The sequence below is a fragment of the Litoribacillus peritrichatus genome, assembly GCF_039537985.1.
GTDB lineage: Bacteria > Pseudomonadota > Gammaproteobacteria > Pseudomonadales > Litoribrevibacteraceae > Litoribacillus > Litoribacillus peritrichatus.
Window position 1 is genome coordinate 260,831 of sequence record NZ_BAABBN010000015.1, and the last position, 26,561, is coordinate 287,391.

Below are 26,561 nucleotides of genomic sequence, written 5' to 3' on the forward strand. Positions count from 1 at the left end.
GGCTCTGATATATCCCCGAAATAAGCACAAAAAAGCCAGGTTAAAACCTGGCTTTTTTGTGTCTGATACCTGGAAAATAATTAAAGAGACCAGGGCTTGTATTCGTTATAGCAACGAATACAACAGGGACTAGCGCTGTAACAGTGCTGTTTTTCCGTCTTTGCCGTCCCACTCTGCAGCGTCGTCCATTGCACCTTTCATTTCGGTGATGTTCGGCCACTCTTCTGCAAGCTCAGCGTTAATCTCAATAAACTGTTCCTGACCTGCGGGCAAATCGTCTTCACTGAAGATCGCTTCTGCAGGACATTCCGGCTCACACAGAGCACAATCGATACACTCGTCCGGGTGAATTACCAGGAAGTTAGGGCCTTCATAGAAGCAGTCTACAGGACAAACTTCTACACAGTCGGTGTATTTACAGTTAATGCAGTTTTCGGTTACTACAAAGGTCATTTAATTATTCTCCTCATTATTTTGAGGTTGGCCACGGAACCACCCCAAATTTTCCACGTATTCTAAGAGTAGATCTTTTGAATCGCAAGCGATTGACTATTAAGCGGTATGTGGTTTTTACCGATTAGCCTTATGGGTTTAACTTGTTAGCGCTTTTTTGAGTTCATAAATCAGCTCCAGGGCTTCACGCGGAGTGGTTTCATCTGGCGATACATTATCCAGAATCTCCGTTAATTTGTCATTGACCGGGGACAAGAACATGTCTGCCTGCATTGGACTGATATCCGAAACCGGCGCTGTTGGCTTGGCTTTGGAAGCAATGGACGTGTGATCGGACTCCAGACTGGCCAGTTTTTCTTTTGCACTTTTGATGACGGACTGAGGAACGCCGGCCAATTGACCTACCTGCAAACCGTAACTTTTGCTGGCGGGGCCGTTCTGAACCGAATGCATGAAAACAATATGATCGTCATGCTCTGTGGCTGTTAGGTGCACATTTGCCGTATTTTTGAAGAGTTCGGGTAATTCCGTCATTTCAAAATAATGGGTGGCAAACAGTGTCAGGCTACCCAGTTTTGCCAGATGTTCGGCACTGGCCCAAGCGAGTGAAAGGCCATCAAAGGTACTGGTTCCTCGGCCAACCTCATCCATGATGACCAAGCTTTGGCTGGTGGCATTGTTCAAGATATTTGCCGTTTCTGTCATTTCAACCATAAAGGTAGAGCGACCACCGGCGACGTCATCTGAAGATCCCATGCGGGTGAAGATGCGATCGAGCTGACCGATAACCGCGCTTTCTGCAGGCACAAAACTTCCGGTATGGGCTAATAACGCAATCAGTGCAATTTGACGCATGTAAGTGGATTTACCACCCATGTTGGGTCCGGTAATGACCATCATGCTGTGGTCGTGAGTTAATTGAGCGCTGTTGGGAACAAACGGATCGTCTAATAAATCTTCTACTACCGGATGACGACCGGCTGAAATCTCAATCTTGGTTTCTTCGGTTAACTCTGGTTTCACCAAATTCAGGCTGATGGCTCGTTCGCTGAAACTGACTAATACATCCAGTTCGGATAAAGCCGCTGCGGTATTTTGAAGTTGGTTTAAGTCTTGTGCAAGGCGTTGAATCAGTTCTTCGTACAAAGCTTTTTCGCGGGACAGTGCCCGGCTTTTGCTGCTCAGTGCTTTATCTTCAAACTCTTTTAATTCGGGGGTGATGAAACGCTCGGTGTTTTTTAGGGTTTGACGTCGAATGTATTCCGTGGGTGCTTGATCACTTTGTTGTTTGCTCAATTCGATGAAGTAACCGTGGACCCGGTTATAGCCGACTTTGAGCGTAGAAAGCCCGGTTTTTTCTTTTTCGCGTGTTTCCAGATCGACCAGGAACTGGCCTGCATTTTCACTTAGCCCTCTTAACTCGTCTAATTCCGGGTCAAACCCTTCAGCTATGACACCGCCGTCCCGAATGACAACCGGTGGGTTTTCAATGATCGCTTTAGTCAAAAGGTCACTCAGCTCAGGGTATTCACTGATGGTGCCTTTAAGGTTATTGAGTAATGCGCAGGTACTGTTAGCCAGTTGATGTTGAATATCCGGAAGTAATGCGAAGGTATCCCGTAAACGGGCCAGGTCTCGTGGACGGGCGGAGCCTAGAGCCACTCGGGCTAATATGCGTTCGATGTCACCGATTTGTTTGAGCGTGGCCAGTAAGTCTTCATACAAATAGGTATCTGAAAGCTGGCTGATGGCTTCGTGTCGCAGTTCTAATTGCTTTTTGTCTCGAATGGGACGATTTAACCAGCGACGAAGTAAACGGCTGCCCATCGCTGAACCGCATTTGTCCATTAATGCCGCCAGCGTAAACTGATGGCCACCCATCAGATTGCTGTCGATTTCGAGGTTACGTCGCGTCGCAGCGTCCATCAATAAGGACTCGTCACGAATTTCAGGTGCAATGGCGGTTAAATGGGGAAGTTCTGAACGCTGGGTGTCTCTGGCATAACTTAATAGCGCGCCCGCTGCAGTAATGGCGTTGGGCAGGTCATCGCAACCAAACCCCTGCAAGGATTGGGTTTTGAATTGTTTGGTTAATAAGCGCTCGGCGGTTTCAAAATCAAAATTCCACGGGGCCAGTTTCCTAAGGCCTACCCGGCCTGAAAATACATCCACCAGAGTGGAGTCCTCTGAGACCAAAAGTTCGGCAGGGGACAGCCGTTCAATTTCGCCCAGTAACGCTTCCTGATCCGGTGCTTCCAACACATTAAAGCGACCACTCGATAACTCCATGCTGGCGATGCCGAATTTTTGATCGTGACCATAGATTGCACACAAAAGGTTGTCTCGACGCTCTTCAAGAAATGCTTCGTCCGTCAATGTGCCAGGGGTAACGACACGCACCACTTTACGTTCTACCGGGCCTTTGGACGTGGCGGGGTCGCCTACTTGCTCACATATCGCGACGGATTTACCGAATTTAACCAGTCGGGCAACATATCCCTCAGCGGCATGATAAGGAATGCCTGACATTGGGATGGGCTGACCGCCGGACTTTCCTCTGGCGGTTAGGGTAATGTCGAGCAGTTCGGACGCTTGTTTGGCGTCGTCATAGAATAATTCATAGAAATCACCCATCCGATAAAACAGTAGCTCATTCGGATGTTGCTGCTTTAGCGCAAAATATTGCTGCATCATTGGAGTGTGCTGGGATGACTTGTCTTTGCTTGCCTTTGCCATGAATGATCCTGAAATTGCCGGTACGCTTAATTTGGCCCGACATTTTATGATAATCGGCAGGGTCAGGTCGATCCTTGCTTTGAAGATTCAAGGCGATTTTGCGAGTGGTTTGATGTATTGGTCAATGATGGTCTGGTAAGTACCGTTGTTTTTAATGGTGGCCAGGCTTCGATTGAATTTTTCGAGTGTTTCCCGTTGCTGGTATTTTTTTGCGATTGCAATAAAAGCATAATTTTTAGCTACCTCCGGCTCCAGCTTTTTCACTTCATCTGAGTAATTGTGGGTCAGCAGGATTTGATTGGCGGCTATGCCGTCGACAATGGCAAAGTCGACTCTGGATAACGTTATGAGTTTCTTGAAATTGGTCAGATTGTCTTCATTTTCTTCAAAGGAAAAAATGCCAGAGTTTTTGTGATGATCAAATGTCTGGCCATAGCTCCACCCTAAATTAATGGCGCCGTTTTTACCTTTTAACGCATCAAATCCGGAAAAGCTGATGTCGGAATTGGCTTTTACATAGATCCACAAATATTCTGTAAAGATAGGGTCTGAAAAATCGTATTGCATTTCTCGTAGGGTGTTTTTGTATAAACCTCCGACAGCCACCTGACTTGACTCGGAGAGAGCCAATGCTCGTTTCCAGGGAATTGCATGCACGGTCATATTCAGATCAGACTGTTTAATTACTTCGCGAAGTAATGTCGGATACAGGCCTTCGGCTTTAGATTGGGTGCCATACATATAAGGAGGGTAGCTGTTGTCCACGAGTATTTTGATCGTGGTTTCTTCTGCCATCAGCAGTGATGACAAGGTGAAACTGATGGCTAACAATGCTGATCGATTAGCAATACAATAAAAGAACACTGAGCTTACCTTTAAATATATACACGGGTAATGCTAGTTTAAAATTATTCTCTGTGTATGTGATGTCTTTTTTGGGATTTTGGGTAGAAGATGACTCTTTCTGTTCTTCAGCAAAATGAATTAATTCAGATTGCGGATAGGTTAGGCAAGCGTTTAAGTGCCAATGATTTTACAATTGCTACTGCTGAGTCCTGTACCGGAGGCGGTATTGCTCAGGCCATTACTGCTATTGCCGGAAGTTCTGCTTGGTTTGAAGGGGGAATAATTACCTATTCGAATCGAATGAAGCATCAGTTATTGGCTGTTTCAGAGGACGTTTTGATCGAGCATGGTGCGGTGAGTCAACTCGTTGTTGAAGCAATGGCGCATGGTGTTGCTGAGGTGTGTGATAGTCAGGTTTCGGTGGCGGTGTCTGGAGTAGCAGGCCCCGGTGGCGGCAGTGCAGAAAAGCCGGTAGGAACCGTTTGGATTGGCTGGTGGATAAATGGGCAACTTTTCAGTGAGTGTCACCGTTATGACGGAGACCGAGAAATGGTGCGTTATCAGACAATCATGGATGCTCTGGCAGGGGTGTTGGGCAGGTTATAAATAAATTTTAAAATCACTGTATAAAAATATAGTATTTGTACAGTTCGTATGTTTTAATTTGGATAAATATACAGTATTCGGTTGAGGATTTCAGACGTGGACGATAAAAGACAAAAAGCGCTTGATGCTGCACTAGGTCAAATTGAACGCCAGTTTGGTAAAGGCGCGGTCATGAAAATGGGCGATGCGCCCAGAGAAGTTATGCCGTCGGTATCGACAGGTTCTTTGGGGTTGGATATCGCTTTGGGCATTGGCGGTTTACCTTATGGTCGTATTGTTGAAATCTATGGTCCGGAATCATCTGGTAAAACGACACTGACTTTGAGCACCATTGCTGAAGCGCAGAAGAATGGGAAAACCTGTGCTTTCATTGATGCGGAGCACGCTTTAGACCCTATTTACGCTGAAAAGCTGGGTGTAAATGTTGATGAACTGTTGGTATCTCAGCCTGATACTGGTGAGCAAGCACTTGAAATTGCGGACATGTTGGTTCGTTCAAACGCAGTTGATGTTTTGGTCGTTGACTCGGTTGCGGCTTTGACGCCAAAGGCTGAAATTGAAGGCGAAATGGGTGACTCTCATATGGGTCTTCAGGCGCGTTTGATGTCTCAGGCTCTTCGTAAATTAACCGGTAATATTAAACAGTCCGGTTGTTTGGCCATCTTTATCAACCAGATTCGTATGAAGATCGGTGTGATGTTTGGTAACCCTGAAACAACAACGGGCGGTAATGCGTTGAAGTTCTATGCTTCAGTACGTTTGGACATTCGTCGTACCGGGGCTGTGAAAAACGGTGATGAAGTTGTGGGTAACGAGACTCGGGTAAAAGTTGTTAAGAACAAGGTCTCTCCGCCATTCAAACAAGCTGAATTCCAGATTATGTATGGCTCTGGTATTTATCATATGGGCGAAGTGATTGATCTTGGTGTTAAGTTGGGGCTTGTTCAAAAAGCAGGCGCCTGGTACAGCTATAACGGCGATAAGATTGGTCAGGGTAAAGCGAATGCTGCGAAGTATTTGGAAGAGCATATGGATATCGCTCAGGAAATTGAAGCTTCGATTCGCAGTCAATTACTGGAGTCAGTGAATACTTCTCAACCTGAGCCAGAAGAAGGTGAATTGGAGCTGTAGGTTCCATTCTGCTAAGGGCTTTGTATAAATAAAAAAGGTGAACATTATTGTTCGCCTTTTTTATTGGCTGTACATAATGTATTGGTAAGATTGAAGCGTTTGAATGGTTTGGAGTAGGCATGAGGGTGCTAGTGATACAAAGATTGATCTCGATTTGTGCTCTATGGGGGCTTGGGTTTTTCACTGTTGCAGCATATGCAACGGATGTGAGCGATGCATATGACGGCGTTGTCGGCAGTGTGGTTATGATTAAAACCGAGGAGCATAAAAAACAGTTTTCCAAATTTGGCATTGTTGAAAAAAAGATGAATGAACTGGGCTCTGGGGTCTTGATTGATCAAAAAGGTTTGGTGCTGACGGCGTCTCATATAGTCAACATTGCCGATAAAATTGAAGTGGAATTTTCTTCGGGAGAAAAAACGTCAGCCAACGTCATCAGCAGTTCCTATTTGGCCGACGTGGCATTGATCCAACTTGATTCCGTACCGGAATCCGCCGTGGTTGCTAAAGTGGGTGACTCCAACAAGCTCAGGGTTGGCCAGGAAATCTTTGTGGTCGGCGCGCCTTATGGTTTAGGTTACAGCTTGTCGGTTGGCAACGTCAGTGGTCGTAGAGTATACGATGACCTGATCTCTATGGAGTTTATTCAGACCGACGCTGCGATTAACTCCGGGAACTCAGGTGGCCCGATGTTTAATACTTCAGGAGAGCTGGTGGGAATCGTCAGCCATATTCGCTCACGCTCAGGAGGAAATGAAGGCTTGGGATTTGTGGCCAGCATCGACATGATTCAGGACTTAATTCTGAATCAGCCAAATTCATGGATTGGTGCTGATATTATTCCGATCAAAGGTGAATTGGCCAGGGCTTTGAATGTCCCTCACCGCCAGGGCTTGCTGGTTCAGCGGGTTGCAAAGGGATCTCCGGCGGAACAGCTTGGACTTCAGGCGGGAATACTGCCCGTGAAAATTCCGGGTGCGGCCGATATTTTCATTGGTGGCGATGTCATTGTTCAGGTCGGGCCGTATCCGATCCATGTTTCGAAAGATGGCTTCTTGAATGTACGTCAGTATTTATCGAATCGCTCTGAACCTCTTCAGCTGACGGTCTGGAGAGGTGGTGAGTGGGTCACTTTGTATGGGGCAGACCAGTAATATGTTTCCCGAAACCGATCATCAGGATCTTTATAAACAAGCAAAACTGAAGGCGGTTGACTTATTGGCCAGGAGGGAGCAGAGCAGATTCGAGTTGAAATCCAAGCTCGCCCGAAATTCGGAGTTTTCGGAGGATCTGATCGAGGCTGTGCTTGAGGAGATGATGACGCTTGGCTATCAAAGTGATGCCCGGTTTACCGAGGTATTTATTAGGCATCGGGCAAACAGTGGTTATGGGCCGCTCAGGATTTCCAGAGAGTTATACGGAAAAGGTATTCCACAAGGCCTGTTTCGGGACGTTTCAGAACAAGAAGCTGTGGATTTTTTTGAGATAGCAGCGAAGTTATACGCCCGCAAATTTTCGCCGGATATCATCAAAGATTATAAAAGCTATCAAAAGAGCTTCAGGTATATGGCTAACCGGGGGTTCTCGTCAGAACATATCCAGCACGCAAAAGATTTACTATTATCTTCCTGTGAGGGACAGTGACATCAATAATTTCGTAATGAGTTCTCATGGAATCAGGGCAGGTCATACAGATTGATGGTTTAGATGATTAAAAGGTTAGGATGATTGAATGATGAAACCGGAACCTCAATCTACTTCCATTGTGCAGGCGGATCTGATCGTTTGTCAGGAGTGTGATGCTTTGGTGTCTATGCCTTATGAGGCGTTGAACGAGGGCAATAGTATGAGCTGCCCTCGGTGCGCAGGACACTTGATTAAACACTACAGAAATCGTTTGTTGCCTTCTTTGTTTATCTCGTTAAGTGGTCTTTTTTTATTTTTTCCTGCCAACTTTCTACCGGTAATGAGTTTGTCTGTTCTGGGAAACTCAGGCCAGAACACAATGGTAAAAGGGGTTTACCAATTAGCGGTGGATGGATATTGGTGGATGGCTTTTTTAGTGTTGTTTTGCAGTGTCTTGGTTCCGGGGCTGAAATTTTTATTGGTTTTTATAATCAGTTTGAAAGCTTATTTCAAAATCTGGGGCAGGCCTTTGATACATGCGTTGAAGCTTTATCAAAAAATTGAAGTCTGGGGAATGCTGGATGTTTATTTGATCGCGATCTTGCTTTCTTACATCAAAATGACCGACATGGGGGATTTGATTCTTGATGTGGGATTGTTTTGTTTTATTGTTTTTTTATTGTTGGATGTCTTAGTCACTACCAGATTTGAACCCGGAGCAATATGGCGTCAGATTGACATCGAGGGGAAGGGATGGAGCCAGCTGAATCGAAAGTAAGGATAAGGTCTGCAATACAATCAAATGTGGTTGGTTGTTCTGTGTGCCAAAAAGTGTTGCGCATGCCGCAAGGTTACAATCAGGCCAGATGCAGTTTGTGTGGCTCGAAGGTATTTTATCGTAAACCCCAAAGCTTTTCTCATACCATGGCCTTGGTTATAACCGGATTTATTTTGTTGATTCCGGCGAATGTCTATCCTGTAATGACTGTTTTGTACTTAGGCACGGCATCCACCGATACGATCATTTCAGGGGTGTTGTCATTAATAGATTACGGCATGTACGGCATTGCGCTGGTTGTTTTTATTGCCAGTGTTGCGGTGCCAGTCTTAAAGTTGTTCGGCATTTTATTTATGTTGTTGATTGTCCATTTTCAAATGCCTTTGGATAAAAAACAAAGTGCTCAGGCGTACCGTGTGATTGAATTGATTGGAAAATGGTCGATGCTTGATTTGTTTGTGGTATCTATTCTTGTCACGTTGGTGAACCTGGATGCAATAGCGACGATAAGCGCAGGGGCTGGAGCAACTGCATTTTCGGCGGTGGTTGTGGTGACAATGATCGCAGCGCATTCTTTTGACCCACGCTTGATTTGGGATCTGGAAGTGAAGCCTCAAAATAACCATCTTACAGGTGAGTAATGACATGGAAGAGAAAGAAACGATAGGTTCCGCCATTGTTCATCAAAAAGAAAGTGTGTCCATTTATTGGTTCTTGCCTTTTATTGCTTTGTTGATTGCGGGTTGGCTTGTTTATAAGAACTTTGTAGAAGGCGATATTGAAGTCAAAGTCCTTTTTGAGTCAGCCACAGGCTTGATTGAAGGCAAAACGGAATTGAAATACCAGGGAATGACGCTCGGTGTGCTGGATCGATATGAACTTGATCCTAAAGATATGAAAGGCGTGATTGCTACATTAAGGCTTAAATCCATTGCTAAGCCGTTACTGACCGAAAATAGTCAGCTTTGGTTGGTTAAACCGGAAGTTAATTTCAGTGGTGTGACCGGTTTGGAGACCTTGTTGTCAGGTAATTATATTCAGTTGTTATATAAAGAAGGACTGCCAACGAGAAACTTTGTTGCCTTGTCCGAGCCTCCTTTGATTCCGCAGAGTGACAAAGGCTTGGAGTTGACGTTGATCAGTGATCGGTTAGGGTCAGTGGTGCGTGGCGCGCCTGTTTCGCATCGCCGTATTGAAGTGGGTGAAGTGGTGGATTATCACTTCGATGAGGGATACAAAAAAGTCGCCATTAAAGTTTATATACAACCAGAGTTTGTGGATGTGATCAACGCGTCAACGCGCTTTTGGGAAAGCAGCGGGGTGGCTTTTACTGGTGATTTTTCGGGTTTTAAAGTCAAAATGGACTCTTTGGCTTCTTTGATTACCGGAGGCATTTCTTTTGATACACCGGATCGCAAAGCATCGGACGATGAAAGTGTTCAGGATGGTCATCGTTTTACATTGTTTGATGATTATGAAAAGGCCCATACGGGAATTTTGGTGTATGTGAAATTTAAAACAGCCAAAGGCTTAAAGGTAGGAAAAACAGAAGTTCAGTATAAAGGGGTAACGGTTGGTCGTGTTATTGATGTAAAGCCGACAGCAGATTTGGATGGCATGATTGCTACGATTTCAATGGACCCAAGAACAGAACCGGCGTTGAATGAGAATTTACGTTTTTGGTTACCCAGACCAAAACTGAGTTTAAACGAAATTTCTGGACTCGAAACCATTTTGGGGCCAGGGATCATAGAAATTGACTCTGAACTGGAAGGCAAGCCGGAACGAAATTTTGTGGCTCTGTCGGAAGCCCCCCGAAAGAACAGGAATGAGCCGGGGTTGCACATCACTCTGGTTGCACAGGATCTTAAGTCCATTGAACGAGGTACTGATATTTTATATCGCAATATATCAATTGGTTCCGTGCAGGGGTTTGATTTTTCGAAAGATCACCAAGCCGTGTATGTGGATGTTTTTGTCAAACCGGCATATCAACACTTGGTGAAAAAAGACAGTCGCTTCTGGAATGCCGGGGGACTGAGTATTCATGGCGGCTTACAAGGACTGAAAATACAGTCCCCTTCTGTGAAAACCATTTTATCTGGAGGCATAGAGTTGTACACGCCTTCAACCAGTCTTGCCAAACATGCTAAATCTGGCCAAAAATTTGTCTTACATGAAGATTATGACAGTGCGCACTCCGAAGGTATAAAAATTAAGATTGCTTTTAAATCCGGTGATGGACTGCAGGTTGGTACCAAATTGAAATACCTCGGGATAAATGTTGGTTCAGTAACAGACGTTGTGCTGAATGATGCATTGGATGGTGTGACCGTGATTGTGGATTTGAACTCTTCGGCCGAGCAGCTTGCTCGTTCAGGCAGTCAGTTTTGGCTGGTCAAACCTGAATTAAGCTTGGTGAAAACCACAAACCTGGAGACGTTGGTTACGGGTAAATACATTAATGTTTCTCCTGGCTCAGGCGCACAGCAAACTGAGTTTGTAGGTTTAGAGTCCAAACCTGTGCAAGAAGAGAAATCAAAAGGCCTGAATATTGTGATTGTGACAGAGCGGTTAGGTTCTCTTAAGCCTGGGGTGAAGGTGTTATATCGTGATGTTCCTGTGGGCGAAGTAACTGCATTTTCTTTGGCTGAAAAAGCAAATGAAGTTGAAGTTTTTATCAATATTGAAGATAAGTTCGCCCCGTTGGTTCGTCAAAATTCAGTATTTTGGAATGCCAGTGGTATAGGCATGGATTTCAGTTTATTTGGTGGAGCAAAGATTAAGACATCGTCGTTGGAGTCCATTTTGGAGGGCGGCATTGCTTTTGCTACGCCGCCAGAAAGTAAAATGGGGGATGCCGTCGGTCATGGTTACAGATTTCGGTTATTTCCTGAAGTGAACGAGCGCTGGCTAAGTTGGAAGCCGGAAATCTCTTTGAAAAGATGAACACACTGGTCGATCTGGGACTATACTGATCACATCATCAATAGCTATCTGGAGAAGGAACTGATGTCTGAAAGTTTGTTGAGCCTGAAAGATGTGGCGGATAAGTTGGGTGTTTCTGAATTTACGGTTAAGCGTTATGCCAAGGAAAACTTGATTGCTTCAGTAAAAGAGGCTGGTCAGTTTAAGTTTAGGCAGGAAGATGTGGATAAATACATCGAGATCACTAATCAATTGAAGTGACCTGTAATTCAGCGTGATCGGAGCCTGACTGCTATTCAGGCTCTGAGCGGTTGTTCTGGTTCTGGGTGCTTACTTTGATTCTGGACAGTTATTTTGATTCTGAACAGTTACTTTGAGTCTGAATAGTTATCAAAGGTCATGCTCAAGTAACGGTAGTCTGTGGGAATTATCTTAAACCCATCTATGTTGAACTTCTTTTTGGACTGAGCCGTTGCTATAGCGAGTTTATCAAAACTCAGGTCACCACTGGATTGATCCACCTTTATTTGTTCTATTTTTCCATAGGGCGAGATGTAAACTGAGAGAATCGTTTTCAGCCGCATTTTTGATTCTGGCGGGTTCCACTCTTTTTCCATTTCTTTGGTGAACTGATAAAGAAGTGGGTTAAAAGTTTTTCCTTTGATATCTCCGTCCGGATCGCCTTCAATGCTGAAGTTGGACAGTTCCTGGTCGGAAATCCCATCTCCATGATTACCTTGATTATTGTGAAGGGCGGCGTGTTTTAGGTTGCTTTTGTTTTTTTGTTTGAGTATCTCATTGAATATTGGGTTGTCACTCAGTTCTACTGGTTCTTTTTCGCTGGGTTCTTGTTTGATTTTATGAGAAGTGTCTCCCACCACGGGGGCTGTTTTTTGTGTGAGATTTTTTGTGTTGTGTTGAACTTTGTCTGATAAAATTTCTCGAGCCTGAGCCTGAGCCTGAGCCTGAGCCTGAGCCTGAGCCTGAGCCTGAGCCTGAGCCTGAGCCTGAGCTGTCTTCTGATTATTTTTATTCCCGCGTTTGATTTCTTGCTTTTTTTGTTCTGAGTTCACACTTCCTTTTTTCATTTTGTCATTAAGTGAGTCCAGTGATTCGACTTTACTGGCGTTGGTTTCTACTGGTTTTGGTTTTGGTTTTGGTTTTGGTTTTGGTTTTGGTTTTGGTTTTGGTTTTGGTTTTTGTACTAACTCTTTTTTAGGTTTTGGCTCTAACTTAGGCTCAGCAGGTTTTTGCGGATCAATGGCTGGGGGCGTTATTTGGGTCGGTGTCAGGGAGATGGAAATGGTGTTCTCAGCAAGCTTTGGTGTTTTGGGTTTTGCTGAGTGTCCGAAATCAGGCCAAAGCGCGCCTGCAATCAGGTGCAGAGTAATGCTGACCGCACAGGTGATCCAAATAAGTGTTTTATTATTGTGGTTTGTAGAGTCCAAAGCGTTCCGTGCATATGCTGATTAAATGTTAATGGCATTCACGGGAATACAGAGGTTGTTCCCGCCTGCTGCTCTGAATAAGCGTAGTCAACTTACGGTGAAATACCCTCAATCTAAATAACTAAAATTACGGGTTGATTATTGATCATTTATTTGTGAGACTCATACCAACTTTCATCTCATTAATCGCGTGACTTTGTAAATATGTCTGAATTCAAGATCGCCTTACAAAACAACCTGCTCCGCTCTGCGGCAGCAATGTGCGTGGCCGTCCGCTGGATTAAGGTAGGATTTGCGGTGACTTAGGCGAATGATGAAGTTATAGAATTCCCGAAAACCGCAGATTCAGACTGCGGTTTTTTGTTTTCGTTGTCTTATTTTGTTGTTTTCCGGGGTTGAATTTTATTTTCAATATCGGAGGCAATCATGTCTGTCGCAATGGCCTATTTAACGGTCATCATTGTTTGGACGACCACCCCCTTAGGGGTTACCTGGAGCAGTGAAACTGTTTCTCCCACCTTGGCTATTTTCAGTCGAATGGTTTTGGCCGCTGGTTTGGGCTGGGGACTGTTTCGAATGTCAGGTGGCTCGGTTTCGTGGAAGCGATCGGCTGTCCAAAAGTACCTGTCTGCAGACGTTGGTATTGTGCTCGCGATGTACGCAACTTATCAGGGGGCGGGCTTGATCCCGAGTGGCCTGATATCTGTGATTTACGGTTTGTCTCCGATGATTTCAGCGCTGTTTGGCCAATGGTTATCGGATGAGGAAGCGCTGCCAGCTTACCGTTGGGTTGCTTGCATTATTTCGCTGTTTGGCTTGTTGACTATTTTTGGCCAGGGTTTGGTTTTGAGTTCTGAGGCCTTGGTTGGCGTGTTGTGGCTGTTATTGGCGGTCACTTTATTCAGTTTGAGTGGCGTGCTGGTGAAGCGAAGTACTCATCAAAATGGTTTTGTGGAACAAACGGTGGGGTCGCTCATTTGCTCTGTGCCTTTATTGGCGGTTATCTTTGGAATGGAGGTGCTGAAAGGTTATGTGCTGAATGGTTCCGCTGTGACGATAGAAGGAATGACTGCCGCTGTGGATGCTATGTCGGTGAAGTCATTATCAGCCATCTTATATTTGGCGACCATGGGGTCTTTGGTCGGTTTTATGTGCTATTTCTACGTGCTTTCAAAAATGTCGGCCAGCAAAGTAGCGCTTGTGACCTTGATTACACCTGTCATGGCGTTGACTGTTGGGCACTTGGTCAATGACGAAGTAGTTAGTGGAATGACCATATTAGGGACTGCGTTGATTTTGTTGTCGTTAGTGCTCTTTAATTGGGGGGCTTCGATTCGGCGATGGATACGGCTCTATGGTTCTGATCAAAGTTCTGCAAAAAAGGAACCTCGGCAAACGCTGGACGATAATAGCAAAGCAAAGGCTGAAGCTTTAATCAGCTAAATCGCGTTCCTTAAAACAAGAGCTTTTGAGTCTAATTCAAAAGCTCTTGTTCGTTTTAGGCTGGTAGTTGGTTGGTCATGATGTATTGAAGAATTTCAACCACTTGTTCTGGCGTCTCACACACGGCTTGGGCTGCAGCATCCACTTCTTTTAAGGGGTGCACAATTTCCGGGCCATGCATTACGATCAAAGATTTGCCCAGCGCCGCTGCGTAGCCTGCATCGAAAGCAGCGTTCCATTGTTTGTATTTATCGCCGAAACGAACCACAACTATGTCGGCGTCAGAGATCAGCTTGCGCGTTCTCAATCCGTTGATTTTTGATGCTTTATGGTCTTTCCAGAAGTTGTTTTCTTCTGATCCAAGAATACGGTCTCCGCAGTCATCACTGTCTGCATGGCAAGTGTTTGGTGCGGTAAGCGTTACTTCCAACCCGGCTTTAGCAACACCTGCTTCGATGGTTTCGCGCCAGTTAGAATGAATTTCACCCGACAGATACACGCTTAATTTCATTTGCTTTTCCTCATCAGCATTTTTGGTGCAAGGATGGAGTAAAAAAAGAATTCAGTCAAAAAGAAGTTTAGGGTTATTGGTTAAGGCCGTTATCAGGCTTGCTATGGAAATTATCGCTAAATAGCCTTGTTTAGTATGTGTGCAAGTGGGAATAAAACTTATATACTGCTTTGTTCACTGCCGACCGTAGAATTTTAGAATAAGATCGCTGAACACAGCGTCCGCCAATGGAAGTAATATGAAAAGCTCAGAAATTCGCCAAGCATTCCTGGAATATTTTAATCGCCAGCAGCATGAAGTTGTTAACAGCAGTCCGTTGATTCCAGGCAACGACCCAACTGTGATGTTTACTGTCGCCGGAATGGTGCAGTTTAAAGATTGTTTTCTTGGTAAAGAAAAACGCAGCTATACCCGAGCCACCACTTCTCAGAAGTGTTTGCGTGCCGGCGGTAAGCATAACGATTTAGAAAACGTTGGTTTTACTGCGCGCCACCATACATTTTTTGAAATGTTGGGGAACTTCAGTTTCGGGGATTACTTCAAAGAAGATGCCATTAAATTTGCCTGGGAATTTTTAACTTCTTCTGAATGGATGAACATTCCAAAAGATAAGCTGATTGTCACTGTCTATGAAGACGACAGCGAAGCGTACGCTTTATGGAATGATAAAATGGGCGTTCCGGCAGATCGCATTATTCGTATTGGCGATAAAGGCGAAAAGTATAATTCAGACAATTTCTGGGCGATGGGGGACACAGGTCCTTGTGGTCCTTGTACTGAAATCTTTTATGATCATGGCCCTGAAATCTGGGGTGGTCCTCCGGGATCTCCTGAAGAAGACGGTGATCGTTTTGTGGAAATCTGGAATCTGGTTTTCATGCAGTACAACCGTACTGCGGATGGCGTGATGGAACCTTTGCCTAAGCCGTCGGTTGATACCGGTATGGGCTTGGAGCGTATTTCAGCTTGTTTGCAAGGTGTTCATTCCAACTATGAAATTGACTTGTTCCAGCATTTATTAAATGCAGCAGCCAAGATTCTGAATGTCACTGATACCACACTGGCATCCCTTCGGGTAATTGCGGATCACATTCGTGCATGCTCGTTCATGATCTCGGATGGCATTGTGCCTTCAAAAGAAGGTCGAGGTTATGTGCTTCGTCGCATCGTGCGTCGTGCTGCTTTGCATGGTCATAAGCTGGGTGCCACAGAGGCGTTCTTTTATAAACTGGTTCCGGCGCTGACCGAAATCATGGGAGAGGCTTACCCAGAGCTGGTAAAAAACCAGAAGTTGATTGAAAAAGAGTTGCTTAAAGAAGAAGAGAAGTTTGCAGAAACCCTGGAGCAGGGGGTGAAAATTTTTGATCAGGCAACCGCTGATCTGAAAGGTTCTGTGATTCCGGGTGAAACGGTTTTCAAGCTTTACGATACCTACGGCTTTCCGGTGGATCTGACGGCGATGGTTGCTCGTGATCGTGATTTAACGATCGACGAAGAAGGTTTTGAGAAAGCCATGAATGAACAGCGTGAGCGCGCTCGTGCTGCAAGTAAGTTCAGTGTTGATTTGACGGCGAAAGTAGAACTTGAAAAAGATACTGAGTTTACCGGTTATACCGATCTTGATGGCCAATCGAAGGTGGTCGCTTTATTGAAAGATGGCGCTCAGGTATCCGAATTGAACGACGGTGATTCAGGAATTGTGGTTCTTGAAACAACGCCTTTCTATGCTGAGTCCGGTGGCCAGGTGGGTGACAGCGGTGAGTTGCTTGCGGAAGGTGTTTCGTTTGCCGTAACGGATACTCAGAAAGACGGTGCGAATCATCTTCATGTCGGTCTGGTAGAAGCAGGCACAATTAAAGTAGGTCATGTGCTGGGTGCTAAAGTGAATAAAGCGGCCCGTGCGGCGACCGAATTGAATCACTCTGCAACGCACTTGTTGCATGCGGTTCTTCGTGAAGTGCTGGGGGATCATGTTGCTCAGAAAGGTTCTTTGGTGGATGCAGAAAAACTTCGGTTTGATTTTTCGCACTCAGAGAGTATTTCAGCTCAGCAATTGGCAGAAATTGAAACACGTGTAAATACCTTAATTTCAGCGAACACTGACATTGTTACTGAGGTCATGGACATTGATTCGGCCAAAGAAAAAGGCGCTATGGCGCTATTTGGTGAGAAATACGACGATACCGTGCGTGTTTTATCCATGGCGGAGGACTATTCCATTGAACTTTGTGGTGGTACGCATGCCAAACGTACGGGTGACATCGGTATTTTGAAAATCACCAGTGAATCCGGTATCGCGGCGGGTGTTCGCCGTATTGAAGCTGTTACGGGAATGGCGGCGTATCAGAGAACTCAGGAATCAGATGCTATTATTTCTGAGATTGCCGGGCAGTTGAAAGGCAATCGTGACAGCGCGTTTGAAAAAGTTCAGCAGTTAGTGGCGAAAGCGCGTCAGCTGGAGAAAGAATTAGAGCAAGCCAAAGCGAAATTGGCCAGCTCTGCGGGTAATGACTTGGCTGGTCAGGCGGTTGATGTTGCTGGTGTTAAGCTGCTTGCTACTAAACTGGACGGTGCAGACCCGAAAGGTTTGCGTGATCTTGTGGATCAGCTTAAAAATAAACTGCAGTCTGGCATTGTTTTGCTGGCCGCAGTGAATGGAGAGAAGGTCAGCTTGATTGCCGGTGTGACCAAAGACTTAACCGGTCAGGCGAAAGCCGGTGACCTGATCAAGCTTGCCGCTGAGAAAGTGGGCGGTAAAGGCGGTGGTCGCCCTGACATGGCTCAGGCGGGTGGAAGTGATCCGTCAGGTGTGAATGCTGCCCTTGAGCTGGCGAAAGATTGGGTCGCAGAAAAATTTGCGTAAGGCAGGCGATTAAAAGGCGGGTACAACTCCTTTTATCTAGTTATTTAATTTTCGGGCGTCTTAGTGTTTAATGGGCGCCCGTTTCTTTGTCAAGACAGATCATCAGATATGGCATTAATAGTTCAAAAATATGGCGGTACGTCCGTAGGTACTGTTGAAAGAATTGAAGCTGTTGCGGAAAAAGTAATTAAATTTCGTGAAGACGGTCATGATGTCGTGGTCGTTGTTTCTGCTATGAGCGGCGAAACTAACCGTTTGTTGGGCTTGGCCTCCGATGTTATGGAGCGTCCGGATGCCAGAGAACTGGATGTGTTAGTGTCGACGGGAGAGCAGGTCACCATTGCTTTGCTTTCAATGGCGCTTAAAAAGCGTGGTTGGGATGCACGATCTTACACTGGCGGTCAGGTCAGAATTCTAACCGATGATGCCCATGGCAAAGCGCGGATTCAGGATATTGATGGCAGTAACATGAAGCGCGACCTGGACGCTGGTCGTGTGGTCGTGGTTGCTGGTTTCCAGGGCGTAGATGCTGATGGAAACATCACAACCTTGGGTCGTGGTGGTTCCGATACAACCGGTGTTGCTTTAGCGGCGGCATTGGATGCTGACGAATGTCAGATCTATACCGACGTGGACGGGGTGTATACCACCGATCCTCGGGTTGTTGAGGACGCAAGACGTCTTGAAAAAATTACATTTGAAGAAATGTTAGAAATGGCCAGTCTTGGTTCTAAAATTTTACAGATTCGCTCTGTTGAATTTGCGGGCAAGTACAAGGTGCCATTACGAGTGCTGTCCAGCTTTAAAGAAGGGCCTGGTACTCTAATTACGATTGATAATGAGGAAGATGATTCAATGGAACAACCACTGATCTCCGGTATTGCGTTTAACCGTGATGAGGCAAAGCTGACTTTAGTGGGCGTGCCAGATATTCCAGGTGTTGCTTCTAAAATTTTGGGGCCTGTGGGTGACCAGAATGTTGAAGTGGATATGATTGTTCAGAATATTGGTCAGGACGGCACTACCGACTTTACTTTCACCGTTCACAGAAACGAGTACGATAAAGCAGAAGAGATTCTGAAGCAGATCTGTAAGGATTTGGGTGCACGAGAAGTGGTAGGTGATAATAAAATTGCCAAAGTGTCGATTGTAGGCGTTGGTATGCGTTCTCACGCAGGTGTTGCCAGTACCATGTTCCGCAGTTTGGCCGATGACAATATCAACATTCAGATGATTTCTACGTCAGAAATTAAGGTGTCTGTTGTAATTGATGAGAAATACTTAGAGTTGGCTGTACGCAGCTTACACAGTGCTTTTGACCTGGCTTCAAACGACTAGGTTGCCTTTCTGAAACGCATTAATAGCGTTTCAGAAACAATTTAATTTTGTATTCTTGTATCTATGGTCAATACTTGCTTACTAGTGGGTAAGAAGTTAGCTTAAGAAAAGTAAGCTATAACCCACAGGGGAAGTTCATAGGCGGAAGATGACTGTTGAATCGTGAGGTTATTAAACGCTTAGGAGTCAACAGAACCTGCTGTGTGTGAAAGTGCACCAGTGGACAAGGAATTATAACAAGGAGAAATGTATGCTTATTTTGACTCGCCGTGTTGGTGAAACATTAATGATTGGCGATGATGTCACTGTTACTGTGCTTGGTGTAAAAGGAAATCAGGTTCGGATTGGGGTAAACGCGCCTAAAGAAGTGGCTGTTCACCGTGAAGAAATCTATCAGCGTATCCAAAAAGAAAAAGAACAAGACGCAAATTCATAAAAAACTTACATTTTTTTGATTTTCGGTCTTTTCTTTTCATTTTTTCATGGTAATATGCAGCCCGTGTTTTGGAGAGATGGCCGAGTGGCTGAAGGCGCGCCCCTGCTAAGGGCGTATAGGTTTACTCCTATCGAGGGTTCGAATCCCTCTCTCTCCGCCATTTTATGTCGGTGCGAAATAAGTACTTGAATAAAGTTGTTATATCGCTAGAATGCCGGCCCACGTGATGCACCCGTAGCTCAATTGGATAGAGTACTCGGCTACGAACCGAGCGGTTAGAGGTTCGACTCCTCTCGGGTGTACCATCTTCACTTTAAAGATGGTGAGCGTTTCTGAAGAATTCCCAGATGGATCTGGTATGTGCACCCGTAGCTCAATTGGATAGAGTACTCGGCTACGAACCGAGCGGTTAGAGGTTCGACTCCTCTCGGGTGTACCATTTTATTTTTTCAGTTCAAAATTCTAAAATTTCAGGCTTTTGCCTTCTTGATGCACCCGTAGCTCAATTGGATAGAGTACTCGGCTACGAACCGAGCGGTTAGAGGTTCGACTCCTCTCGGGTGTACCATTTCCTTGTTAATAACCCTTCTAAATAGAAATCAAATACAGCGGCAGTCGCCATATTTAACTTCTACCAAATTTAACTCCCTTTACCTTAGTGTTGAAGTTCCAGAGCGTTAAAAATTTCAGATTTATTTTTCAGGCGCTTAACCGCCGAGAAGGCTTCTTTGGCTTCCGGATGTTGCCAGCTCAGCATATGCAGCCATTGTTTCACCCGACCTAAGAGGTAAGCATCGTGTTTGTGGGTGCCGTCAGGCTCGCAAGACAGGTAGTAGGTCAATAACAGTGGTTTTATGTCTTTGTCCCAACTTCTTGCTGGCGCCTCTTCATTTTTTTGATAAGCGCGAATTTGTTCGATCAGGAAGGGCGAGGCAATTGCACCTCGGCCAATCATGACATCATCGCAAAGGCTGGCTTCTCGGCAGGTTTTATAATCTTCCAAACTCCACACCTCACCGTTGGCGATCAACGGAATGGAAAGCGCTTGCTTGATTTCAGCCAACAGGTGCCAATGAGCGGGCGGTTTATAGCCTTGTACTTTGGTTCGGGCGTGGATCACCAGCTCGTTTGCTCCGGCTTCCTGAATACCTTTGGCGATGGCTAGGGCATTGTCATCATGATCAAAGCCTAGCCGCATTTTGGCTGTGACCGGAATGTCGTCTGGTACCGCCTGCCGAACGGCTTCAATGACTTTAAAAATGCTTTCAGGTTCTTTCAGGAGAATTGCGCCGCCTTTGTTTTTATTGACGGTTTTTGCTGGGCAACCAAAGTTTAAATCAATTCCGGGCGACCCCATATTGACGGCTTTTAAGGCGCTGGAGGCTAGAGTTTCAGGATTGTTCCCTAACAGCTGCACCCGAACCGGCGTACCTGCGTCTGTTACCCCGCCTTTGTAAAGTTCTGGGCAAAGGCGGTAAAACACCTTTGGAGGTAGCAGTTGATCTGTGATGCGAATGAACTCGGAAACACACAGGTCATATCGGCCTAAGCGGGTCAGAATTTCACGTAGAGGTGCGTCTAAAACGCCTTCCATTGGGGCAAGAAGTATTTTCATTGTTACTCAAATGAACTAAAAAGATGCGTATTTTAGCGAAAAACGGTGATTTCTCATCAGTTTTTTGTGTTTTGTAGCCCTCAATTTATCTTGTCAATATTGCGTAAAAAAACTTTACTGGGTAAAGTATTGCCGGTTTGCTACCTGTGTTGCCTATTATTCATACAGAGTTAAGTTACTTATCTCTGGAAATGGTAAGTAGTTACTAGCAAGACAAGAGACGTATGATCCAAAAAATCATGCAGAGGGAGCCCTGAATCCAACCGATTTAAGGGACTGAACTACGGTTACCAAAAAGGAGACCGCATGTCCGAATTAATGAGTGAAGGCGTTACGCTTATGATATTAGGTATGGGATTTGTATTCTCATTCCTGGTTGTTCTCATTTTTGCCACAACTGCGATGTCCAAAGTAGTTGTTAAATTTTTCCCTGAACCAGAACCTGTAACTCCAGCTCCAGTTGCTCCAACACCAACGAGTGGTGGCGGTGTTGACCCACAATTGCTGGCAGTATTAAAGGCTGCAGTAAAGGAACATCGTTCACGCCAAAAGTAGTGAATGAATTAGTTAAGCACGTTTAACCGAACGTTTTAGGAAAGGCCATATACCCATGACCGATAACAAAAAACCTCTAGGCATTACTGACGTAGTATTGCGAGATGCACATCAATCGTTATTTGCAACGCGTATGCGTATTGACGATATGCTGCCAATCGCAGAGAAATTAGACCAAGTTGGATACTGGTCTTTAGAATCTTGGGGCGGAGCAACATTCGACTCTTGCATTCGCTTCTTAGGTGAAGATCCTTGGGATCGTATCCGTGAATTTAAGAAAGCCATGCCAAATACAAAGCATCAGATGCTTTTGCGTGGTCAGAACTTACTTGGTTACCGTCACTACGCAGACGATGTAGTTGAGAAGTTTGTTGAGCGTGCCGCTACAAACGGTGTTGATGTTTTCCGTGTATTCGATGCGATGAATGATCCTCGTAACCTTGAGACGGCTATTAAAGCGGTTAAGGCGAACGGTAAACACGCACAAGGTACTTTGTCTTATACAACCAGCCCTGTTCATGGTATGGATTCTTGGTTGTCTTTGGCGAAGCAGGTTGAAGACTTGGGTGCCGATTCTATTGCCATTAAAGATATGGCGGGCATCATTAACCCTTACGAAGTATTTGACTTGGTTTCTCGTCTTAAAGCAGAAACGGATTTGGAAGTTCAGCTTCACTGCCACGCAACAGCGGGCATGTCTGATATGGCCATTCTTAAGGCTATCGAAGCTGGCGTTGATCGTGTAGATACGGCTATTTCTTCAATGTCTGGTACTTACGGTCACTCTGCAACTGAAACTGTTGTTGCAGCTACGAAAGGTACTGACCGTGATACAGGTCTTGACCTTCTGCTTCTTGAAGAAATTGCGGCTTACTTCCGAAGTGTTCGTAAGAAGTACGCTAAGTTTGAAGGCGCACTGCGTGGTACTGACTCACGTATTCTGGTAGCTCAGGTTCCTGGTGGCATGTTGACTAACATGGAAAACCAGTTGAGAGAGCAAGGTGCTTCAGACAAGTTTGACGAAGTATTGAAAGAAATTCCTCGCGTTCGTGAAGACCTTGGTCATATTCCACTGGTAACACCTACTTCTCAGATCGTTGGTACTCAGGCAGTACTTAACGTGTTGACAGGTGAGCGTTATAAGTCGATCTCTAAAGAGACGCAAGGCATCCTGAAAGGCGAATACGGTGCGGCTCCTGCGCCATATAACGCAGAGCTTCAAGCGAAAGTACTTGATGGCGCTGAAGAGATTACATGTCGCCCTGCAGACCTTCTTGAAAATGAAATGGACAAGATCGTTGCAGACGTTGACGCATTGGCAGCAGAGAAAGGCATTAAGCTTTCAGCTGACAAGATCGACGATGCTTTGACTTACGCATTGTTCCCACAGATTGCGCCTAAGTTCCTGGAGAATCGTGGTAACCCGGATGCATTTGAACCAGCACCGAAGGGTGATGCAGAAGATACCTTCACAGTAACTGTTGATGGTAACGAGTACGTTGTTAAAGTTGACGACGGCGGCGACGTAACTGATTTAGCCCCAGTAAATGGTGCGCCTCTATCATTCGGTGGCTCTGCTCCAGCAGCGGGCGGTGCGGCTCCGGCTGCAATGCCAGCAGGCGGCGGTGATCCGGTTCCGGCTCCTCTTGCAGGCAACATCTGGAAAGTACTAGTTACGCCAGGTCAGCAAGTTGAAGAAGGCCAAACGCTGATGATTCTTGAAGCAATGAAGATGGAAACTGAAGTGAGTGCTGCGAAAGCAGGCGTAGTTGGTTCTATCTCTGTGAAAGAAGGCGACGCTGTTAAAGTTGGCGATACTCTTCTAACTCTTGGTTAATAGGGGCTGACTTAATGGAAAATGTATTAAACCTTTGGTACTCCTCCGGGATGTACAACATTGGAGTAGGCCAGTTCTCTATGATCGTGGTCTGCTTGGGTCTGTTGTACCTTGCCATCGTAAAAGGCTTCGAGCCTCTATTGCTTGTTCCTATCGGTATGGGCGGTATTCTTGCGAATATCCCTGAAGCTGGTTTGGCTTATCACGCACTTGAGCAAGCGTTGCATGTGGGTACGCCAGAACTTGCTAACCAGATTGCGCAAGCGTTAGGTGTGGCTGGTGATGTTGGCTATAAGGCTATTCTAACTGCATACGATGAAGCGCCAGCGGCGACTCAGACTGTTGCAATGAACATTGCACAGGATGCGGGCTACGGCCATGGTATGCTGTACCAGTTCTACTCGGTAGCGATTGGTTCTACCATTGCTCCGCTGTTGATCTTCATGGGTGTTGGTGCGATGACGGATTTCGGTCCGCTATTGGCGAACCCTAAGACGCTTCTACTGGGTGCTGCAGCACAGTTTGGTATCTTCGCAACGGTATTCGGTGCGGTAGGTATGACTGAACTAGGTATTATGGAGTTCACTGTTGAGCAGGCAGCTGCTATCGGTATCATCGGTGGTGCTGACGGTCCTACTTCAATCTTCGTAGCTTCTAAGCTGGCGCCTGAATTCCTGGGTGCGATTGCGGTAGCAGCATACTCTTACATGGCATTGGTTCCTATGATCCAGCCGCCAATTATGAGAGCGCTTACTACTGAGAAAGAACGTGCGATCCAAATGACTCAGCAGCGTCACGTGACTAAGACTGAGAAAATCGTATTCCCGATCATCGTTCTTGTTCTAGTAGCGCTATTGCTTCCTGATGCAGCTCCACTGCTTGGTATGTTCTGCTTTGGTAACTTGATGAAAGAGTGTGGCGTGGTTGATCGTTTGAGTGATACGGCTCAAAACGCGTTGATTAACGTTGTAACTATTTTCCTTGGTCTTTCTGTAGGTTCTAAGCTGGTGGCTGATAAGTTCCTGGCTACAGAAACTTTAGGCATCATGGCTTTGGGTATCGTTGCATTCGGTATCGGTACTGCGGCTGGTGTCATCATGGCTAAGATCATGAACAAGTTTGTTAAGACTCCGGTGAATCCGTTGATTGGTTCAGCGGGTGTATCTGCTGTACCTATGGCAGCCCGTGTATCCAACAAGGTTGGTCTTGAAGCGAATAAGCAGAACTTCCTGCTTATGCACGCGATGGGTCCAAACGTTGCTGGTGTAATCGGTTCTGCGGTAGCGGCAGGGGTGATGTTGAATTACTTGAGTTAATCAGGGATTCACTGAACCTCAAAAAAGCCACGCATATGCGTGGCTTTTTTATATCCGGCTGTTTTTTAAAGTCGCTTAACAGAGTTGAGTGAGTCTTAGGTCGGGTGCCTATTCTGCTTTAACCGTCAATATCTGAGTTCACCACCCATTCCTGTTTTGTGCTGCTGCCGACGTCGTGTTTATTTAAACGTCTGTCCATGTACTGAGTCAGTAAAATTTCCTGTTCCATTGATATATCAATAATGGGTAAGCGTTGGCCCAGTAAAGATTCTTTAAATTCTCGACTGGGGGCTCTCTCGCCTACCATAGCGCGTAATGTGGCATTAAACAGTTCTTTACCGTCAATGGTGGATTTTCGTTTGCCGTCCAGTCTTAGAATGGTTGCGTCACGTAGAGAATCGTAGGCAATAGTGACTAATGATCCTACTCTGAAGTCGGATTTGAGCGATGTAAGCAAGGTTGTGATTTTAGGTTGCAGTTTGGTGTATTCGTCTTCGCTTAGCGTGATCAGGTAATCGTCCCTTAAAATGCGTTTGAAGCGACGATAGCTCATGCTTTCGTCCATTACGATTAACTGAAGTTCTTTGGCACCATCATTGGAATAAAGGACAGCCGTATTCGGAAACGAATCCTGGCTGTAAAGGCTGGCAATATAAACGGGCTTGGAACTGTGATAGCGCATGGCGCTGCCAATGTGTGTGACGGACATGCTGTTTTCGGTAAAGACTTCCGATGATGGAGGCCAGTACTCGGTACCTTGCGCAACGCTGGTGCTACCGTAAGCAAAACAAACGGTGGCAATGAGAGAAGTTAGCCAATGCTTTGCCCGTGATTTATGTGTGTTCGGGTCTGTTGGTATCAGATGACCTTGAACCTGTGAATGTTGAATCGCTTGAACCGATTGCTGAATGAACTTTCCCATCTTACTTTCCCCAGAGCGTCAGTGTTCATGAAGAACTTCCTTCTAGGACTAAATATAGCAATCAAAATGATCAGGAAATGTACAGTTGATGGGACAGCAAAGACGATAAATGAAACGTTTGTTTCTGGTGAAAGTGTGAGATATATCCTTCAAAAATAAGTGTTTTTTCGGTAATGATTTAGTGCTGAAGTTGGGAAAGTGCAGGCTGTTTTTCTCGGCTGAACAAGGAAAGTTGAAGGGTGTCCGCTTTGGCTGTGGAAGTCATCACAGTATCAGAAAATCAGCGGAATATACCATTTACTTTCTGTAAGCAGAAGACTACATAAATTAGGGCGTATAGATTCAGCGGTAATATTAAGGAGCCAGATCAGGCTCCTAATGTGGGGTTATTATTCTGCTCAGAACATGGCTTCCGAGAAATCATCACTCTTTGAGCCGGAGCTGGTGTTTTTCTTCGGGCTTTGTTGGTCGGCATCGCTTTCAGGTGGCGGTGTTGAACCCAGTTTAATGATTCTGTCCTTGGCTTTTTGGCGCAAAGCTTCCAGCAGTTGATCGTAATGCTCATACCAGGAGCGCGCTCCCTTAATCATCCGGGACTCGTCCCTCATGCTGTTTTGCAATAGCTTGATCAAGTGAATCACGTCGCGTTGTGCTTCTATGGCCGCCTCTCTTGGAATGCCCGAAGCACTCTCTTTTTGTAAGGCGATCAGTTGAATCTGAGCTGACATTTTATCAATAGTGGCTTGCTGGAGATCAAGCTGTGTTTTTAATTCATTGGTTTCTGTGGTTGTTGCGAGCTCTATGTCCGGCTGATCAGCAAGTAAGTAAGCAAGAGTTCCGACACCGAGTAACAGAACAAAGCTGATACCGGCCAATACGGTGATAAACATCTTCAGTGTGTTATTTTTCTTTTCCAGCAACTGGATTTTTTGTTCTTCGGTTAACTCTTCTTTGTCATTATTGTCATCGGCCATTCTAATCTCTCATGTATTTTAAAGTGCTTAGCCAGTCTATCGGCAGCATAAGTGAAAGAGTTTAGTAGTGAATTAAATAAGATAGACCAAACTACTCATAATTCAACCTAACAAGCCTTGCTAGGTTATTGAATTACAAGTTACTCAGCGAAATTCTTAATAAAAAAAACTCAACATGTCCAATACGTTGCGTTAAGAA

General features: G+C 45.4%; 23 protein-coding genes and 4 tRNA genes. 19 read left to right on the top strand and 8 right to left on the bottom strand.

The features are described 5' to 3' along the window. Positions 1-129 precede the first annotated feature (129 nt). The 3 genes from fdxA to ABD744_RS20605 form a co-directional block, all read right to left on the bottom strand. A complete protein-coding gene (gene fdxA / locus ABD744_RS20595) occupies positions 130-453 on the bottom strand; it encodes a ferredoxin FdxA (RefSeq protein ID WP_344800484.1) in 324 nt (107 codons plus the stop codon). Between the two features lie 138 nt (positions 454-591). After that, on the bottom strand, positions 592-3,189 hold the full coding sequence (mutS, locus tag ABD744_RS20600) for a DNA mismatch repair protein MutS (RefSeq protein WP_344800485.1): 2,598 nt from the start codon (positions 3,187-3,189) through the stop codon (positions 592-594). Positions 3,190-3,276: 87 nt separating this feature from the next. Further along, positions 3,277-4,053, bottom strand: coding sequence for a substrate-binding periplasmic protein (locus ABD744_RS20605; protein ID WP_344800486.1), 777 nt, complete (start codon positions 4,051-4,053; stop codon positions 3,277-3,279). A 90-nt stretch (positions 4,054-4,143) separates the two neighbouring features. Here ABD744_RS20605 and ABD744_RS20610 point away from each other — a divergent pair, with 90 nt between their 5' ends. The 8 genes from ABD744_RS20610 to ABD744_RS20645 all read left to right on the top strand — a co-directional run bounded on the left by ABD744_RS20610 (position 4,144) and on the right by ABD744_RS20645 (position 11,365). Further along, positions 4,144-4,641, top strand: coding sequence for a CinA family protein (locus ABD744_RS20610; protein WP_344800488.1), 498 nt, complete (start codon positions 4,144-4,146; stop codon positions 4,639-4,641). Positions 4,642-4,737: 96 nt separating this feature from the next. After that, the gene (gene recA / locus ABD744_RS20615; protein ID WP_344800489.1) at positions 4,738-5,772 is read left to right on the top strand and encodes a recombinase RecA; all 1,035 of its coding nucleotides are present in this window, start codon (positions 4,738-4,740) and stop codon (positions 5,770-5,772) included. Between the two features lie 119 nt (positions 5,773-5,891). Further along, the gene (locus ABD744_RS20620; RefSeq protein WP_344800490.1) at positions 5,892-6,926 is read left to right on the top strand and encodes a S1C family serine protease; all 1,035 of its coding nucleotides are present in this window, start codon (positions 5,892-5,894) and stop codon (positions 6,924-6,926) included. Continuing rightward, on the top strand, positions 6,910-7,416 hold the full coding sequence (locus ABD744_RS20625) for a regulatory protein RecX (RefSeq protein ID WP_344800491.1): 507 nt from the start codon (positions 6,910-6,912) through the stop codon (positions 7,414-7,416). Before ABD744_RS20620 ends, ABD744_RS20625 begins: the two co-directional genes overlap by 17 nt. 88 nt (positions 7,417-7,504) lie before the next feature. Beyond that, entirely contained in the window at positions 7,505-8,176 is a 672-nt protein-coding gene (locus ABD744_RS20630) for a paraquat-inducible protein A (RefSeq protein WP_344800492.1), read from the top strand. Positions 8,177-8,238: 62 nt separating this feature from the next. Beyond that, complete coding sequence (locus ABD744_RS20635; RefSeq protein WP_344800493.1) at positions 8,239-8,817, top strand: paraquat-inducible protein A; 579 nt, start codon at positions 8,239-8,241, stop codon at positions 8,815-8,817. Between the two features lie 4 nt (positions 8,818-8,821). Next, entirely contained in the window at positions 8,822-11,125 is a 2,304-nt protein-coding gene (locus ABD744_RS20640; RefSeq protein ID WP_344800494.1) for a PqiB family protein, read from the top strand. A gap of 63 nt (positions 11,126-11,188) precedes the next feature. Then, positions 11,189-11,365: a helix-turn-helix domain-containing protein gene (locus ABD744_RS20645; protein ID WP_344800495.1), complete on the top strand. Its 177-nt coding sequence runs from the start codon at positions 11,189-11,191 to the stop codon at positions 11,363-11,365. A 107-nt stretch (positions 11,366-11,472) separates the two neighbouring features. Here the strand turns inward: ABD744_RS20645 and ABD744_RS20650 are convergent, their stop codons facing one another. Further along, a complete protein-coding gene (locus ABD744_RS20650; protein ID WP_344800496.1) occupies positions 11,473-12,552 on the bottom strand; it encodes an energy transducer TonB in 1,080 nt (359 codons plus the stop codon). 426 nt (positions 12,553-12,978) lie between these two features. Between ABD744_RS20650 and ABD744_RS20655 the strand changes: the two genes are divergently transcribed. Continuing rightward, positions 12,979-13,995, top strand: a complete 1,017-nt coding sequence (locus ABD744_RS20655; RefSeq protein ID WP_344800497.1) for a DMT family transporter — start codon at positions 12,979-12,981, stop codon at positions 13,993-13,995. A 55-nt stretch (positions 13,996-14,050) separates the two neighbouring features. On the opposite strand, the gene ABD744_RS20660 is transcribed toward ABD744_RS20655, so the two are convergent. Next, positions 14,051-14,506 carry a YtoQ family protein gene (locus ABD744_RS20660; protein ID WP_344800498.1) on the bottom strand — a complete coding sequence of 152 codons (456 nt, stop codon included), beginning with the start codon at positions 14,504-14,506 and terminating at the stop codon, positions 14,051-14,053. A gap of 238 nt (positions 14,507-14,744) precedes the next feature. Here ABD744_RS20660 and alaS point away from each other — a divergent pair, with 238 nt between their 5' ends. The 7 genes from alaS to ABD744_RS20695 all read left to right on the top strand — a co-directional run bounded on the left by alaS (position 14,745) and on the right by ABD744_RS20695 (position 19,711). Then, positions 14,745-17,369, top strand: coding sequence for an alanine--tRNA ligase (gene alaS / locus ABD744_RS20665; RefSeq protein ID WP_344800499.1), 2,625 nt, complete (start codon positions 14,745-14,747; stop codon positions 17,367-17,369). A 108-nt stretch (positions 17,370-17,477) separates the two neighbouring features. Further along, entirely contained in the window at positions 17,478-18,707 is a 1,230-nt protein-coding gene (locus ABD744_RS20670) for an aspartate kinase (RefSeq protein ID WP_344800500.1), read from the top strand. A gap of 250 nt (positions 18,708-18,957) precedes the next feature. Next, a complete protein-coding gene (csrA, locus tag ABD744_RS20675) occupies positions 18,958-19,143 on the top strand; it encodes a carbon storage regulator CsrA (protein ID WP_284380622.1) in 186 nt (61 codons plus the stop codon). Positions 19,144-19,213: 70 nt separating this feature from the next. After that, a tRNA-Ser gene (locus ABD744_RS20680) sits at positions 19,214-19,303 on the top strand. Between the two features lie 68 nt (positions 19,304-19,371). Continuing rightward, positions 19,372-19,448: transfer RNA gene (locus ABD744_RS20685), tRNA-Arg, on the top strand. 57 nt (positions 19,449-19,505) lie between these two features. Further along, positions 19,506-19,582: transfer RNA gene (locus ABD744_RS20690), tRNA-Arg, on the top strand. Between the two features lie 52 nt (positions 19,583-19,634). Next, positions 19,635-19,711 (top strand) — tRNA-Arg (locus tag ABD744_RS20695). A gap of 87 nt (positions 19,712-19,798) precedes the next feature. On the opposite strand, the gene ABD744_RS20700 is transcribed toward ABD744_RS20695, so the two are convergent. After that, the gene (locus ABD744_RS20700; RefSeq protein WP_344800501.1) at positions 19,799-20,758 is read right to left on the bottom strand and encodes a tRNA dihydrouridine synthase; all 960 of its coding nucleotides are present in this window, start codon (positions 20,756-20,758) and stop codon (positions 19,799-19,801) included. A 306-nt stretch (positions 20,759-21,064) separates the two neighbouring features. Between ABD744_RS20700 and ABD744_RS20705 the strand changes: the two genes are divergently transcribed. Genes ABD744_RS20705 through ABD744_RS20715 form a run of 3 tightly spaced genes read left to right on the top strand, consistent with a single transcriptional unit; the run spans position 21,065 to position 24,466 of the window. After that, the gene (locus ABD744_RS20705; RefSeq protein WP_344800502.1) at positions 21,065-21,313 is read left to right on the top strand and encodes an OadG family protein; all 249 of its coding nucleotides are present in this window, start codon (positions 21,065-21,067) and stop codon (positions 21,311-21,313) included. Positions 21,314-21,368: 55 nt separating this feature from the next. Beyond that, complete coding sequence (gene oadA / locus ABD744_RS20710; RefSeq protein WP_344800504.1) at positions 21,369-23,150, top strand: sodium-extruding oxaloacetate decarboxylase subunit alpha; 1,782 nt, start codon at positions 21,369-21,371, stop codon at positions 23,148-23,150. 14 nt (positions 23,151-23,164) lie between these two features. Beyond that, positions 23,165-24,466 (top strand): sodium ion-translocating decarboxylase subunit beta, encoded by a 1,302-nt coding sequence (locus tag ABD744_RS20715; protein ID WP_344800505.1) that lies wholly within the window; start codon positions 23,165-23,167, stop codon positions 24,464-24,466. Positions 24,467-24,584: 118 nt separating this feature from the next. Here ABD744_RS20715 and ABD744_RS20720 read toward each other — a convergent pair whose 3' ends face one another. After that, positions 24,585-25,388, bottom strand: coding sequence for a chalcone isomerase family protein (locus ABD744_RS20720; protein WP_344800506.1), 804 nt, complete (start codon positions 25,386-25,388; stop codon positions 24,585-24,587). Positions 25,389-25,786: 398 nt separating this feature from the next. Further along, positions 25,787-26,362, bottom strand: a complete 576-nt coding sequence (locus ABD744_RS20725; protein ID WP_344800507.1) for a hypothetical protein — start codon at positions 26,360-26,362, stop codon at positions 25,787-25,789. Positions 26,363-26,561 lie beyond the last annotated feature (199 nt).